This is a genomic window from Aerococcus viridans, assembly GCF_001543285.1.
In the GTDB taxonomy this organism is placed as follows: Bacteria; Bacillota; Bacilli; order Lactobacillales; family Aerococcaceae; genus Aerococcus; species Aerococcus viridans.
The window spans coordinates 1,547,430-1,563,502 of sequence record NZ_CP014164.1 but is presented as its reverse complement, the minus strand read 5'-3'; the positions used below and the strand labels follow the sequence as shown (position 1 = coordinate 1,563,502).

9 protein-coding genes and 1 pseudogene are annotated in these 16,073 nt (G+C 35.9%); 7 read left to right on the top strand and 3 right to left on the bottom strand.

The window, feature by feature from the left end:
* Positions 1 to 456 precede the first annotated feature (456 nt).
* Both AWM76_RS07430 and AWM76_RS11130 read left to right on the top strand, forming a co-directional pair.
* Complete coding sequence (locus AWM76_RS07430) at positions 457 to 693, top strand: hypothetical protein (RefSeq protein ID WP_060779375.1); 237 nt, start codon at positions 457 to 459, stop codon at positions 691 to 693.
* Between the two features lie 67 nt (positions 694 to 760).
* A complete protein-coding gene (locus AWM76_RS11130; RefSeq protein ID WP_060779374.1) occupies positions 761 to 10,468 on the top strand; it encodes a Cna B-type domain-containing protein in 9,708 nt (3,235 codons plus the stop codon).
* 129 nt (positions 10,469 to 10,597) lie between these two features.
* Here the strand turns inward: AWM76_RS11130 and rpsN are convergent.
* A pseudogene (gene rpsN / locus AWM76_RS07420) lies at positions 10,598 to 10,894 on the bottom strand (30S ribosomal protein S14).
* Positions 10,895 to 11,021: 127 nt separating this feature from the next.
* Between rpsN and AWM76_RS10830 the strand changes: the two are divergent.
* Positions 11,022 to 11,126 carry a putative metal homeostasis protein gene (locus AWM76_RS10830; protein WP_157832732.1) on the top strand — a complete coding sequence of 35 codons (105 nt, stop codon included), beginning with the start codon at positions 11,022 to 11,024 and terminating at the stop codon, positions 11,124 to 11,126.
* A gap of 90 nt (positions 11,127 to 11,216) precedes the next feature.
* Here AWM76_RS10830 and AWM76_RS07415 read toward each other — a convergent pair whose 3' ends face one another.
* A complete protein-coding gene (locus tag AWM76_RS07415; protein WP_003143299.1) occupies positions 11,217 to 11,780 on the bottom strand; it encodes a TetR/AcrR family transcriptional regulator in 564 nt (187 codons plus the stop codon).
* 166 nt (positions 11,781 to 11,946) lie between these two features.
* Here AWM76_RS07415 and AWM76_RS07410 point away from each other — a divergent pair, with 166 nt between their 5' ends.
* Genes AWM76_RS07410 through AWM76_RS07400 form a run of 3 tightly spaced genes read left to right on the top strand, consistent with a single transcriptional unit; the run spans position 11,947 to position 14,104 of the window.
* Entirely contained in the window at positions 11,947 to 12,177 is a 231-nt protein-coding gene (locus AWM76_RS07410) for an NAD(P)-binding protein (RefSeq protein WP_039935927.1), read from the top strand.
* Between the two features lie 16 nt (positions 12,178 to 12,193).
* Positions 12,194 to 13,399, top strand: a complete 1,206-nt coding sequence (locus AWM76_RS07405) for an ABC transporter permease (RefSeq protein WP_003143297.1) — start codon at positions 12,194 to 12,196, stop codon at positions 13,397 to 13,399.
* A gap of 9 nt (positions 13,400 to 13,408) precedes the next feature.
* Entirely contained in the window at positions 13,409 to 14,104 is a 696-nt protein-coding gene (locus AWM76_RS07400; protein WP_003143296.1) for an ABC transporter ATP-binding protein, read from the top strand.
* A gap of 223 nt (positions 14,105 to 14,327) precedes the next feature.
* Here the strand turns inward: AWM76_RS07400 and AWM76_RS07395 are convergent, their stop codons facing one another.
* Positions 14,328 to 15,500 (bottom strand): IS256-like element IS1542 family transposase, encoded by a 1,173-nt coding sequence (locus AWM76_RS07395; RefSeq protein WP_060779369.1) that lies wholly within the window; start codon positions 15,498 to 15,500, stop codon positions 14,328 to 14,330.
* A 61-nt stretch (positions 15,501 to 15,561) separates the two neighbouring features.
* Here AWM76_RS07395 and AWM76_RS07390 point away from each other — a divergent pair, with 61 nt between their 5' ends.
* A complete protein-coding gene (locus tag AWM76_RS07390; protein WP_107127080.1) occupies positions 15,562 to 16,056 on the top strand; it encodes a helix-turn-helix domain-containing protein in 495 nt (164 codons plus the stop codon).
* Positions 16,057 to 16,073: the final 17 nt, after the last annotated feature.

Below are 16,073 nucleotides of genomic sequence, written 5' to 3'. Positions count from 1 at the left end.
TAAGGGTACCCAGTCATCGCTGAAAGCTAAATACTCTAGTATTTTTAAACGTCTTTAATCAACAGATTTTAAAAAGATTTCCACTTAATTCCCTCCAGATTAAATAAGCATAATTAAAAACTCATTATAATGAGAAATATATCAAATTTCAATTTAGAAATATTAGCAATAAAATTATAATACACCATAAAATCCATATATTGTTTACATTTATATCCTTTTTTATCAAAATATGCATCATCTATACATAATTTTGATAAAAAAGGATATAAAAATTTCCCTTGATATACAATATAAGATAAATTTGATATACTTCCAGTATCAGATAAATATCGAATTAGAAAAAATATTCATAGCATTTTCATAGATTGAATAATATTTGTTCACGGTAAGTATGAAGACGTTTTATTGTGTTTCTTATTATTGGGTATTGGGCGTTTTATGGAGGGAACTAAAATGGGTAAAATAGCAAAGTATTTTAGAGTATTTATCGTCATGTTGTTCACGGCAAACATTTTTATTGAACCTGCAATAGCATTAGCATCTGTCTATGGTCAGGGAGATTCAAGTCTAGAAACAAGCTCAGAAGTGAGTGAAGATATTGAGAGTAATCTTACACCTGAGGTAGATGTTTTAGAGGACGATAGTTTGGAAGTTTCATCAAGTAGTCAGGAAACTAAGCCAATTGAATGAAACAGAAGTGAAAACGACATCTGAAGAATGAATCACATTTCCAGAATGCAAATGAAGGTGCTCTGTAGTGCTTCATCAGCTGATTATTGAATATAAGCTAGGTGACCTTGCTAGTGATTATGCAAATGCTACTACGCTTAACCTACAAACAAAGGATAACGGATTTATGCCAAATGGGGCACAAGTTTCTGTAAAGGCTGAAGTAGTTCAAAATGCACAAGTTATCATGGCAACAAATTATCGTCAGTACAATTTTGTTAGTCGTCAACCTAAAGTGACTGCTCAAGCAAAAACAAGCGAAACAAAAGGCTCAGCTGATGATGAAGATGGTCCTGCCCAGCAAGTAGCATTAAGCTATGAAATCTCATATGAAGATACGGGTATTGGGAATGGTACCGGTCAATCAACTATCGAAACTTATGTAATATCTACAAAAGTACCAGAAAATTTAAAATTTGATGCAGAGAATAGTAAAGGCTGGAAATATGATGAGGCAAGTAGAATTGCTACATATTCTGGTTCACTACCGTATAGCGTTTATACATCACCCTATAAAAGTGCTGATAACTTAGTTTTATTACCAATAGATCAAAAAGAACAAGTTTCTGAAGATATTTATACTACACTTTCCATTAATTATGACAATGGTGATCAAGATGAAAAATCAGTACAAACACCAATAACCCTGGACCAACAAATTCAAACAGAAAATACAAAGCTAGTCCAACGACAAGCAATCAATAATGAAGAGGTTAATTTAATCACAGGATTTGAATTTTCATTTACGACTACTGCTGGCAATACTATACAAGTTGAAAATGGTGATGAACTTACTTTAGACCCTTCAGAATTGAATGCAGTTTTATTGAAGTATACTTTCCAAAAGCCAGATACTCTAGATATTCAAGACGGGCAAACATTTACCTATGCATTACCGGAAATAGCGCATGGTGTAACGGGAAGTGGGAAAATTGAAATTGAAGGTGTGACAGTTGCCACATTCAATGCTGAATCTAACCAATTAGTCTTGACATTTACTGAGGCTGTTAATGATTATGATAATGTTGATATGTATGTCAATATTTCAGGAGAGTTTAATACTGAAATTTTTAATGAAAAAGAAGAAATTACTGTAGAAGTACCTTATCAAGATGATACTTCGTATACTGTAATCATTCGTGCTGATAAAGAAGATTACGAAGGAACCGATAAGAAAACAGCAGGTTTCCAATATATCCTAGGCGATAATGGCGAAAAGATTGAAGTCCAACGAAATCCAACACATATTGATTGGACTGTACGCGTGAATGACTCAATGGCGGAAATATCGCAAGCTAAAGTGATAGACGACCTAGGCGAGTATCTATCAATCGAACCAAATAGCTTTAAAATCGAGCGAATTGTTCGTAATTTTAAAAATGAAGAAATTGGTAGAGAAGAAGTTGAAGGTCTAGAAGCGACGATTACTGGTGCAGGATTTGAATTAAATATTGGGGATATTAATGATGCTTATGATATCACCTATACAACAGCGATAACACGTCCAGGTGGTGGTGGCGTACACACTATCAATAATAAGGCGCGTATCCTCTTAGATGGTAATGAAAATAATGTGAGTGATAATTTTACTGGTGTATGGTCTAAGGACCTACCTATCATCACGAAAACTGGTAATTTCAATGCACCAGATAAAATTGCTTGGGAAGTTAAGTATAATTATGGACGCGAAAACTTAGGGATTGTTAATTTAACAGATATTTTGAGCCAAGGTTCGCTAATCGAAGATAGCGTGCAAATTTTTGAAGTTGATACAGATCTAGATGGTAATGAATTGAGTGTTAAAAATATACCTGTTCAGCTTTCAAAAGATTTAGCGGGTAATACCGTATTTTCAAATCTTGATGCAGAGGGTAAGGCATATAAAATTCAATTTGCATCAGATGTTCCAGTTGGTTTAAATAATGTAGATATTAAAAATGAGGTTCATGATGACTTGCCTCAACCTAATCGTGCTGAAGCAACTGTCCAAGTAAATACAATACCTTCTGGTGGTAAAGTTGGTAATCAAGGTGTTGATGATGAAGGTAATCCTTACGTTGACTGGACGATTACGATGAACTCTGAGAAATTAAATGTACCATCTATTAATGTAAAAGATGTTTTTAGTAGTGATCATTTAGAATTTGATACTGAGGACACTGATTTATATAAATTACTGCAAGATGATAAAGAAGTGACCAACTTCGACATAACACCGTATACACATGCTGATGGTAGAACTGGTTTCGAATTAAATATAACTGAGGCTGGACCACACACTTATAAATTTATTTACCGTACCTACTATACAGAATTAGGTATGCAGCAACCTGAACTTGCAAATAATGCTGAGTTGGTATTTGGTGATGGTCAAGGCACTGGAATTGGTGAAACTATTCATTCAGGAGCAACATTAACTGGACCTAAAGCAGGTATTAAAAAATCCGGGAAATATGTGTTAAATAGTGATCAGAGCAAGCAAGAAATTGAATGGACGATTACATTTAATACAAGCAAGATTAAGTTAAAAAATCCAATCATTAAAGATTTATTTGAATCTACAAACTATAGTTATATAAGTGGTAGCCTACAAGTAAAAGAAAATGATACGAATTTCACAGATTATAGTCTAGATATGAAAGCCGCTTCAGGTTTTGAATTAGAAATTAATAGAGCAGAAACTAACGCTGTATATACGATTATATATCGTACAACTGCAGATGATGCTGGCAACAAAACACAAACTAATAAAGCTACTTTGGAGTGGCAAGGTGGTAAAGAAACAGCAGATGCAAGTGTGAATAAACGTGTAGCGGGAAGTAATAAGAATGGTCAGGTAGTCATTAATGAGGATGGTACTAAGCAAGTAAATTGGACCATTAATTTTAATACCAATAAAAATATTTTAAATAATTTTAAATTAACGGATACCTTCACACCAACTACTAGTACAGTAAAAGATATTCAAATTAAAAGCGGTGGTAAAGATGTAACAGGTGAATTTAATGTAAGTACACCAAGTAATGGTCAATTTGCTATTAGTAAAGATAAGCTAAACGCGCAATCTTATCAATTGACCTACTCAACAACGCTTTCACCAACTGAAGAACAACAAGAGGTTAAAAATACAGCTAAGATAGAATACACCGGTAATACAGAATCTAGAGATAAGTCTATTGCTAAACCAACATTGAATATAGATAAGAAAGCTGTTGGGATTACAAATGGTGAGAATGACGCTGATAAATTGATCACTTGGGAATTAAATGCCAATACAGACAATGAAAAATATTTTGTGAATTTACATAATGCAACGATTGATGATGTCATTCCTGAAGATCAAGAATTAGTAAGTGGTAGTTTTAAAATTATTAGAGTAAAGGACAATAAAGATGTTACACAAGACGTGACAATAGATGTTTCTGGAAATAATCAATTTAAAATCAACCTTCCTGATGGTCCATATCAATACAAGATTATTTATCAAACTAAAATATTGATGTTCCCATCTGTGAATAAAGAGAAAATTGACCGATACACAAATGAGGCCACATTAACATCTAGACCAGAAAATAGTGATCCTATTACGGATAAAGCGGCAGCCCACATTGATTACTTCGGTGGTAAGGCAATTGTAAATACGGATAAAGTAGGAGAGCAAAATGAGGATACTGAAAATATTGATTGGCGATTAACGGTTAACCCTAATAAATTACCAATACATGACGCAGTAATCTCAGATCAATTAGATGGTTTGCAAACTTATGTTCAAGATTCAATTAAATTATATGATAGTAAAGGGAATGAAGTTACTGACTATACAGTTAATTTAGCTGAAGATAAGCGTAGCTTTACGATTAATCTGGGCTATATTAATGATAGCTATACAGTAACTTATGCTACTAGATTAAACCCTAATTTAATCGGTATTTATAATGTTAAGAATGCTGTTAAATTAGTCGGAGGCCAAGAGCAAAAACAAATATCTGAGTCAACCGTTACGACAAGAACACAGCAATGGTTCTTCGGTGGTGGTGGTTCTGGTCGTACCTTAGACATGCACTTCCAAAAATTAGATGTAGATAGTGGTAAGCCTTTAGAAGGGGTAGAGTTTACCCTATATCGTGTGAAGAATGATGGTAGTAGAGAGAAAGTAACTACTTTTAAAACGGATGAAAATGGTTCAAAAGAATTACAATCTCAAAGAGCTGGTAGATATATTTTAGAAGAAACTACGGCATTACCTGATTACACGAAGACGGAACCTATTTATCTCATCTATGGTTATGGAGAAAAAGGTAATATTACAATCAACATTGCTGATAGTAGTTGGAACCCAGATAAATTCAAAGAACAAAATACAGATGGTTTGATCATCAATAATGAAAAACAAAAAGTTGATGTTCAAGCAAATAAAAATTGGATAGGTGGCGCAAATGACCATCCAACTGTTTATTTTGAACTTTATCGTCAAGTCGGAAACGGCGATGTTGAAAAGGTACCAGGTGCAGCGCTGAAAGAACTTCCTAACGCTGTAACCTCAGTTACTTGGGAGAAGATGGCCGCTAAAGATAGTCAAGGTAATGAGTATAAGTTTAGTGTTAAAGAAGTAGATCAAAATGGTCAAGCGCTAAATCTAGAAAATTATGAAAAGGCTGAAGATGGATTAACTGTTACCAATACAGCAAAACCAACAGATATTACAGTAAGCAAAAAATGGGATGATGCTGAAAACCAAGATGGTATAAGACCAAATAAAGTTCAAGTCCAATTAATCGCCAATGGTAAGAATATAGGAGAACCTGTTACTTTAAATAAAGATAATTGGTCATATACTTTTACAGGTTTACCAACCCATGAAAATGGTCAACCAATTGATTATTCTGTTGTAGAGGTGAATCCAACTGATGGTTATCAACCTACAGTTACAAAAGCTGAAAATAGGAAAGACCTTATTTTAACAAATAGTTACCAACCAGAAAAAACATTTGTAACAGTAGATAAGAAATGGGATGATGCCAATAATCAAGATGGTAAACGTCCAAATGAAGTTGTCGTACAGTTATTAGCAGATGGTGTAGCTAAAGGTGAACCAGTTAAACTTTCAGCTGAGAATGGTTGGACTTATACCTGGGATAATCTACCGGCTAAATCTGCTGGTAAGGAGATCCATTATCAAGTAGAAGAAAAATCAGTAGCCGATTATGAAACAACCATTGCAGAAGATGGTGACCGCATAATAATAACGAATAGTCGTTCTCCACAAGTGATGAATATCCCGGTAAGTAAAGTATGGAATGACGCAAATAATCAAGATGGTAAACGCCCAGAAGAAGTTACTATTCATTTACTAGCTAATGGTACAGTAGTTGATTCTGTAAAATTATCCGAAGAGAATAATTGGCAACATCATTTTGAAAATAAACCTGTATTTAATAATGGACAGGAAATTACTTATACACTGACTGAAGATACAGTATTAGACTATTCTACTTCTATAAAAGAAGGCGTTATTACAAATAGTTATACACCAGCTGAAACTTCTGTGACTGTAACTAAAGAATGGGACGATGCTGAAAACCAAGATGGAATTCGTCCAGAAAGTATCGAAGTTGTATTGACAGCAAACGGTAAAGAAACGGAACATACCGCAACACTTAGTCAAGAAGGTAATTGGACTGCAACCTGGTCTGGTTTACCATTGAAGGAATCTGGAAAAGAGATTACTTATTCTGTAAAAGAATTATCCCTACCAGAAGGTTATGAAACAACAGTAAACGATGAAAATCATGGTAATGTGATTATTACGAATACTTATCAACCTAAAGAAACTTCTCTGACGGTAAATAAAGTATGGAACGATGATGACAACCGTGATGGTTTACGAAAAGATAGCGTAGAAGTTCAATTAACAGATGGAAACCAAAATATTGGTGATCCAATTACTTTAAATAAAGAAAATGATTGGACTTATACTTGGAACAAGTTACCAGTAAATGCAAAAGGAAATCCGATAGCATATGAAGTTGTTGAAATAAATGTTCCTGAAGGATATCAAGCAACTACAAGTGATATTTCTAACGGTGAGGTAACTTTAACAAATAATCATGAAGTAGCGACTCGAGATATAGCTGTGAATAAAGTTTGGGACGATAGCGACAACCAAGATGGTCTACGTCCAGAAGACATTGAGGTACAGTTAACAGCTAATGGTAAAGATTATGGAGAGCCAGTTACATTAAATCAAGACAACAATTGGACGCACCAATGGACCGATTTATTAGTAAATGAATCAGGTGAAAGTATTGTTTACGAAGTAAAAGAAATCGGTTCACAAGATGGTTATACACAGACAGTAGATAACCAAGGTACAGAACATATTTCATTAATCAATCAGCATTCACCAGCAGTAACAACTTTATCAGTCAATAAAGTGTGGGAAGATGGCGATAACCAAGATGGTCTACGACCAGACGCGATTGAGGTTCAATTATTAGCAAATAACGAACCAATAGGAAATATTGTGCCACTATCCGTAGAAAATAACTGGACATACACATGGACTGATTTGGCGGTTAATCATGCTGGTGAAGCAATAACTTATGAAGTTGTTGAGCTAAATAATATCGAAGGATATCAAACTGATATAAGTGAAGTGAAAGACGGACAAATTACGATTACAAATAGTCACACACCAGCAGTAACTGAAAAAACAGTAACTAAAAAATGGGATGATAGTGACAATCAAGACGGCATTCGTCCTGATATTGTTTCAGTGAATTTACTTGCTAATGATGAAATCATAGAACATGTAGACTTATCTGCAGAGAATGATTGGACACATCAATTTACTGGCTTACCTGTTTATGATAACGGACAAGAAATTGTCTATAGCTTTACAGAAGAACCAGTTGAGCATTATGAAACCTCAATCAAAGATGGTGTCATTACTAACGTCTACTTACCGAAAGAAACTGCTATTACAGTTTCAAAAGAGTGGGATGATGTGAACAACCAAGATGGTTTACGTCCAGTAGACGTTCAAGTAGCATTATTAGCGAACGGTAAGGAAACAGGAGAAATAGTAACCTTAAATGAAGCAAACAACTGGACTGCAACCTGGGATGGATTGGCTTTAAATGATAAAGGTCAAATGATTGAATATACTGTAGTTGAAACCAGTGAGGCCAAAGGATATACTTCTGCCGTCGGTGAGTTGAAAGACGGTCAGATTGTCTTAACCAACACGCATACACCGGCCGTTAAGGATGTAACTGTCAATAAAGTATGGAATGATAGTAATAATCAAGATGGCATCAGACCTGATAGGGTAAAAGTACAATTGTATGCAAATGGCGAGCCTCAAGGTACTATTGTTGAAATTGAGCAAACGAACAATTGGACATATACATGGACTAATTTACCAGTAAATGCAAATGGCCAAGAGATTGACTATACTGTTACGGAAGAACCTGTAGTTGGATATGATCATGTAATCAGTGAAGAAGCTAATAACCAATTCACTATTACAAATAGTCATATACCAGCTGTGAAAGAATTTAAAGTGAATAAAGAATGGGATGATTTCGATAACCAGGATGGTCTTCGTCCTGATAATATTTCAGTTCAATTGCAAGCAAATGGTGAAAATATTGGTGAAGCAGTTACGCTATCTGCTGATAATGATTGGTCATATAACTGGTCAAACCTACCAGTATTCCAGTCTGGACAACCAGTAACTTATGAAGTAGTTGAGACACCTGTAAATGGTTATGTACAAACAGTTGAATATTTGAATGGAAATGCAGTGGTTACGAATAAGCACACGCCATTAGTTAAAGACTTATCAATCAGTAAGAAATGGGTGGATGGTGATAACCAAGATGGCAACCGACCAGACAGTATTCAAGTAGCATTGTTAGCTAATGGAAAAGCAACTGGACAAGAACTTACTTTAAGTGAAGCTACTAATTGGGTAGGTGAATGGCATAACTTGCCTGTGAATGCAGCAGGAGTGAAAGTTGAATATTCCGTTGTGGAAATAGATAAAGCTGATGAATACGAAGTTAGCCTTGATAAATCTAACCCTAGCGAATTCATCCTGACAAATAGTTATGAACCTGCTGAAACTAGCGTATCAGTAAATAAGGTATGGGATGACGCGAATAACCAAGATGGCGTTAGACCAGATGAAGTTACAATCAACCTGCTTGCAGATGGGCATGTAGTAGATTCAACCACACTATCTGAAGCAAATAATTGGCAACATGAATTTACTAGATTACCACTTAAAGATAATGGTAATGATATTACCTATACCTTTACTGAGAACACTGTTGAAAATTATTCAACGACCATCTCTGGAAAAACTGTGACAAACAGCTATACACCAGGGAAAACATCAGTAACGGTAACTAAGAGCTGGAATGATAGTAATAACCAAGATGGTAACCGACCAGAAAATATTGAAGTAACGTTGTTAGCTGATGGACAGCCAACAAAACAAGTAGCGACATTAGATGCTAAGAATGATTGGACATACACTTGGGATAATTTATCATTGAAAAATAATGGTCAAAATATTGAGTATTCAGTAGTCGAAAATAACGCTGATGAAATTTATCAAGTAACCGTTGATGATTCAAACCATGGAAATATCATATTGACCAATAATTACACACCAGCAGAAAAAGCAATCACAGTGAATAAAGTGTGGGATGATGCTGACAATAAAGATGGTATTAGACCCGAAGAAGTTTCTGTACAGTTATTAGCGAATGGTGAGCCACAAGGAAAACCAGTAAAAGTTTCGGCAGATAGCGATTGGCGTTACACCTGGACTGGATTACCAGTTAACCAAGCTGGGAAGTCAATTAACTATGATATTGTAGAAGTGGATGTTGCCAAGGGCTACGAAGCAACTATCAGTGAAGCAAAAGATAAGATAATTACAGTTAAAAATACGCATACGCCATATAAACGCGTCAGCGTAGGAGACTATATCTGGATTGATGAGAATAAAGACGGCCTTCAAGATAGTACAGATATACCACTAGCAGGTATTGTCTTAACAATCGAAGATGAAGCAGGCAACCCAGTGACAGATGTGGATGGTAACCTAGTGGGACCACAAACCACAGATGGCAAAGGTTACTACTCATTCGATAACTTACCAGCAGATAAGACATATGTGGTTCGCATAGACCGCGAGGCATCTGCGAAAGCCCTAGAAGGGCTAGAACCAACAAGTGAAGGTGTAGGAAATGATAAGGCCATTGACTCTTCAACTTGGACCGCTACATCAAGACATTTAGTTGAAGATGGTGACCGAGATCCAACCTTAGACTTTGGTTTTGTACGTAAGGTTGAGGAACCAGAAGAGCCAGTGGAACCGGAAAAACCAGTGGAACCTGAAGTACCGGTGGAGCCGGAAGAGCCAGTAGAACCCGAAGTACCGGTGGAACCGGAAGAGCCAGTAGAACCTGAAGTACCGGTGGAGCCGGAAGAACCAGAAGAAATCGAAACACCGGAATCTCCTGAAACACCAGGAAAATCTGAATCTTCGAAAGCGTCTAATATGCCAAGTAAACAATCAGTATCTTCGGAAACAGAAGAAAGCGATAGTTTACCAGCGACTGGTTATGAGTCAAGAGCTTGGATAGGCCTTACTATATTTGTGACAGGATTGGGACTGTTTGTAAGTGGTTTTATTAAATCTAAACGTAGAAAACAATAGATTTATAGCTAATAGCGAGTAAGACACTACAAATAAAGTATTAAATAAAAAAATCCCCTCAAGTAGGTGTTTAGAAATAAGCCTACTAAGGGGATTTTTTACTACTTATCTAAGGAAAACTAATTCACTTTATAAATAATAGAATTTGAAGATATATTTAGAATGATGTTTTTTTACACCAGGGATTTTTCCTTGGTGGGCTAATTCTCTAAATCGAATACGACTCACGCCAAATTTACGCATATAACCATGTGGACGACCATCAATTCTGTCTCGATTGTGGATACAAGTAGGTGAGTCATTACGTGGTAATTTGCTTCAACCTTTATAGTCACGGGCTGCTTTTAATGCTTCGAGTTTTTCTCTATATTTTTCTACGGTTGCTAGTTGTTTTTGTGCTTTCGCTATCTTTGATTTCTTAGCCATGAATAAATCCTTTCTGTACCATGTGTTGTCAAATGTTATAAAAAGAGTTAATATAAAATCCTAAAATGTAAATCGTAATCATTACGATTTTAACCACTTACTATTAAAAAGTCAAGGAGGAAGTATCATGGCAGAAAAAATGGACGCAGCGAGTGTACGACGCCGGATGAAAAGTCCAAACCGTAAAACACGTCAACGAGCACAAAGAGTATTAAAATCTTTAAACAAGTAAAAGCGAAAGCGTTGATTGATATACATTTCAATCAACGCTTTTTTTGACCCGGTAGTCGGGAGGATTTCTCGGAAGAAACAACTTATTCTATTAGATAATCCCGTGCAGAAATAAATCAATCATTTCCTCTAAAGCAATCGTTTTGCTGATTGTTTGTTTAGAAGAAATATAAGGGGCCAGTGTCACAAAGAAATATGTAGCAATTTTCTCTCCAGTAAGCTGATGTTTTAATTGCTTTTCGTAATCATCAAATAATAAAATGAATGGCCGTTTATAACTTTCTTGAAAGATTTGGTATAGGATGCGTCTACTTTCAATGGAAATGTCTGCTTGCATATCTTGCATCATAGTATAGATATCCATGTCTTGGTTATCTTGTAGATAATAAGACATTTGTAATAGTTTACCAGTTAGATCAAGTTGGTCATTTTCAACAATCGCCAATAGGTCAGTGTATACTTCTCCACCTATTTCATCTAAAACCCCAAGATAAAGACTTTCCTTGTTTTTAAAATGATAATATAAGTTTGGTTGTGTAATCCCAACTTCTTTCGCAATCATTCTAGTAGAGGTAGCCTTATAACCACTTGACATAAACATATTTCGTGCAACTTCAATAATACGACTTCTGCTTGAAGAATCTTTTAAGGACATGATGAGATGAACTCCTCTCTATTTAATATTATAGCTTGATTCCACAAAAAAGCCATGCATAAATCTCCTATACTTGATAAGTCATACCTTAAATGGTAATCTGTTATTAATAAACTTATCAAGTGATAAAATAATAAAATGGATCTATAAAAAGGGGACCAATAACATGACAGCTAAAGAAAGAATCGCAATCATTGGGGCAGGGATAGGTGGTTTATCTGCAGCTATCCGCTTGCAGCATGCAGGATACCAAGTTGAAATTTTTGGAAAGAATCTTTCCGGAAAGCTAGATGTCTATACCTTTGATCTAGGTCCAACGATTGTCATGTGGCTACAAGCGTATAGAGAGTTGCTTACAATAACTGGACGGGGCCCAGAAGACTATTCTCCTACGTAGAAGCTAGTCCCGATGTATGACGTATATTTTAAAGGGGATTCTTAATAGTTGGATTTTTGACGATGAAAAATTAGATTCAACAGATAGAGAGAGGAAGCAAGTAAGAATGTTTTTAGCCATTAAAGAAATATTATATGCAAAGAAGAAGTATAGTTTGGTTGTTGGGGTAATGTTTTTGATTGCCTTTTTGGTTTTTTTCTTAATTAGTTTGGCTTATGGCCTAGCGATGGAGAGTCGAGTGGGGATTGACCAATGGCAAGCTGACCAAATCATTTTGACAGAAGAAGCAGATGGGACAATGAGTCGCTCTAATATAGATGAAGAAGATTATGATGCGGTTGATTCAGATAATAAAGCTTCATTACTACAAATGCCAACCAATATGCATTCAGATGATATCGAAAGTGATGAACAACTATCTATTTCCCTATTTGGTATCCAATTTGATGACTTTATTGCACCTAAAGTGACTGAAGGTCGTCAGGTGAACGCTGATAATGAAGCTTTAATCGACGATAGTCTAACTAAACAATATGGCCTAGGAATAGGGGCTACTGTAACGATTGAAGGACAAGCGTTTGAAGTTGTGGGATTAACGACAAATACGAAATATAGTATTGCGCCGATGGTTCATATCACACAAAATGCTTTTAGAAACATCCAAGACGCTTCGTTGAATACATCGAATACATCAGATAATAGCCAAATGCCTGAAGGTGAATTAGGGCAAGAAGCGGATAATCAAATAATTAATGCTATTGTCGTACGTGGTGAAGCAACAGATTTACCTGATAATCTGGAAATATGGTCAACGGCAGATTTTATCAATAATTTACCAGGATATAGCGCACAGTTACTCACATTTATTTTCATGATTGGCTTTTTAATTTTAATTGCAGCAGTTGTGATTGGTATTTTTATTTACGTACTTACTATTCAAAAAATTGACGTATTCGGTGTGATGAAAGCTCAAGGTATTTCAACAGGCACAATTGGTCGTTCTGTGGTTGTACAAACCATTATCCTTACATTAATTGGTCTAGTACTAGGTGTTGCGGTGACCATTTTGAGCATCTATTTCCTACCAGCTCAAGTGCCAACCCAAATCAATTGGCTGTTCTTTATAGCAGTCGGTGGCTTGATTTTACTTTGTTCATTAATTGGTGCCTTATTCTCAGTGAAAACAATAGTGAACGTTGATCCAGCAAGAGCAATCGCCTAGGAGGTCATTATGAGTGTATTAACAATTGAAAATGTACAGAAAAAATTTAAAGATGGGGATACCGAAATTGTGGCCCTTGAAGAAACGTCATTTACAGCAGAGAAAGGTGAATTTATTGCTATTATCGGGCCATCCGGTTCAGGAAAAAGTACCTTTTTAAGTATTGCTGCCGGCTTACAGGAACCAACACAAGGTAGGGTAATGATTAACGATAAACCTTTTAGTGAAAAGAAAGAAAAAGAGCGGGCGCGCATTCGTTTTGAAGAAGTAGGTTTTATCTTGCAAGCGTCAAATCTTATTCCATTCCTAAAAGTATCTGATCAATTGAAATTAGTCGATAAACTATCTAAAAAAGAGAAAAGCCCATTAGATTTATTGGAACTACTAGGTATTGAAAAATTAAAAAATAAATTTCCAGAGCAAATATCTGGGGGGGAAAAGCAGCGTGTAGCAATTGCGCGCGCCTTATATAATAATCCTTCAATTATATTTGCCGACGAACCAACAGCAAGCCTAGACTCTAAACGTGCGATGGATGTGGTGGATGTCTTGGCCAAAATGACCAAACAACAAAATAAAACAACTATCATGGTTACACACGATCTTCGTTTAATAGACCAATGCGATAAAGTCTATGAAATGAATGATGGGGTCTTAACCTTAAGAGAAAATCCTGATACGACTAAGGATGTACGGATGGTTTGAAATGAAAGCATGATTAGATAGATAAAGGGCAAGACGATAGATCAGTAGTGGTAAAAGAACATTTCCTAGACCTTGTTTGGACATTACCCCCAAAAGTTAGAGTTATAAAACTAACTTTTGGGGGTGTTTTTATGTCTAAATATACTGAAAAATTTAAAATTAAGCTCGTTACAGTCAAGTCCATAATCCTGTGTAAAATACTATACAATGTTTTACCGGTCTCTCATTGATCAAACTTAATATATTTTCTTGTAGAACTGAGCCATTCGTCATGAAGGTCTATAAGGACAGCTCCAATTAATCGATTGGCAGACGTTCGGTTGGGAAAAATCCGAATAATCTTTTCTCTTCTGCGGACTTCCTGGTTCAGTCGTTCAAGAAGGTTGGTGCTTTTTAGCCGATTGTGACCATTTCCGATAACCGTGTATTGAAAGGCATCTTCGAAGCCATTATCCAATGTTTCGCAAGCTTTTGTATATTTAGACTGGTCGATATATTCACCGACTAAGGCATTCTTAGCTGTTCGAGCGAGTTCAATATCCGTAAACTTAAAGATCGCTTTTACTGCTTCTCTAAACGGTTTTGAATTCTTTTTTGGAATGGAACTGAAGATGTTTCTTAAAAAATGGACCTGGCATCTCTGCCAACTCGCGTTGGTAAATGACTTACGAATTGCAGACACTAGGCCTTTATGGGCATCAGAAATGATGAGTTCTGTCCCCTGTAGACCGCGTTCTTTTAAGTATTCAAAGAAGATGGACCATGTGTCATCACTTTCTTCATTTTGGATCATGAAGCCAATGATTTCACGATCACCACCTTCTGTTATCCCGATCGCAATATGGCAGCTTTTAGAAAGCACTCGATGGTCCTCACGGACTTTTATGTAGAGAACATCAGTCATCAGATAAGGATAACTCGTACCTGAGAGTGAACGGTTCTGCCATTCGTTGACCATCGGGTCTAACTGCTCAGTCAGGCTAGAAACAAAAGATTTCGATACCGATTTTCCACATAGCTCTTCAACAATCTTTGAAACTTTACGTGTCGAAACGCCTGAAACATACATCTCAAGCATTGAAGCGAGCAGTGCCTTTTCATTTCGCTGATAACGCTCAAACACCGTCGGTGAAAATTCACCATCACGTGTTCTAGGCACTTTTAACTCGAGTGTGCCCACACGAGTCGTAAAGTCTCGCTCATAATAGCCATTTCTTTGACTCTGACGACTTTCTGAACGTTCATAGTCATCGGCTTGAATATATTCTGTTCGTTGATTTTCCATCAATTGGTTGAAAACAGTGGTCAAAATATTTTTAGAAACTTCATCTTTTACCGAATGTTCAATAATACTTTGAACCTCTTCGTTGTTCAGTGTAAAATGTACTTGGGTCATGTAACGTCCTCCTGGGTATGTTTTTGTGGTTAAAAACATTGTACCGTAAAAGGGCTGTTACATGGCCTTTTATCTTTTACACAATTATATGGACTTTATCCTCGTTACTGAGTATTTAAATACTAATCTAGGATACAAATTACTAGCAAGCAAATATGGTATGCCCTCTTCATCACCGTTAAAACAATGGGTTAGAACCTATAAATCCTTAGGGATAGAGGGTTTAAAACGAAAGAGCGGTAAGGAAACATACACTGTTCAATTTAAATTAGATACTGTAAAATTCATGTTAGAAACAGGGGCTTCTTTTCAAGAAACTGCAAATCAATTTAAAATGAATAATCCTGCATTAATTTATAGTTGGAGGAAAGCATTTAATGAACAAGGAATAGAAGGCCTAAAACTAAAGTTAAAGAGGAGACCTTCAATGACAAAGAAACCTCGAAAATCTAAAAAGAGTGAAGAAAAAGATTTAACACGTGAAAAAGCATTAGAGCGAGAGAACGAACTACTTAGACTTGAGGTAGCTTACCTTGGAATGTCAACACATTATTGAACAGAAAATATAAAGTG

Excerpts from the sequence above, each read along its gene's own strand:
- AWM76_RS07395 (WP_060779369.1), bottom strand. The coding sequence starts at position 15,500 with ATGACCCAAGTACATTTTACACTGAACAACGAAGAGGTTCAAAGTATT.
- AWM76_RS07390 (WP_107127080.1), top strand. The coding sequence starts at position 15,562 with ATGGCCTTTTATCTTTTACACAATTATATGGACTTTATCCTCGTTACT.
- AWM76_RS07400 (WP_003143296.1), top strand. The coding sequence starts at position 13,409 with ATGAGTGTATTAACAATTGAAAATGTACAGAAAAAATTTAAAGATGGG.
- AWM76_RS07430 (WP_060779375.1), top strand. The coding sequence starts at position 457 with ATGGGTAAAATAGCAAAGTATTTTAGAGTATTTATCGTCATGTTGTTC.
- AWM76_RS07405 (WP_003143297.1), top strand. The coding sequence starts at position 12,194 with ATGACGTATATTTTAAAGGGGATTCTTAATAGTTGGATTTTTGACGAT.
- AWM76_RS07410 (WP_039935927.1), top strand. The coding sequence starts at position 11,947 with ATGACAGCTAAAGAAAGAATCGCAATCATTGGGGCAGGGATAGGTGGT.
- AWM76_RS07415 (WP_003143299.1), bottom strand. The coding sequence starts at position 11,780 with ATGTCCTTAAAAGATTCTTCAAGCAGAAGTCGTATTATTGAAGTTGCA.
- AWM76_RS10830 (WP_157832732.1), top strand. The coding sequence starts at position 11,022 with ATGGCAGAAAAAATGGACGCAGCGAGTGTACGACGCCGGATGAAAAGT.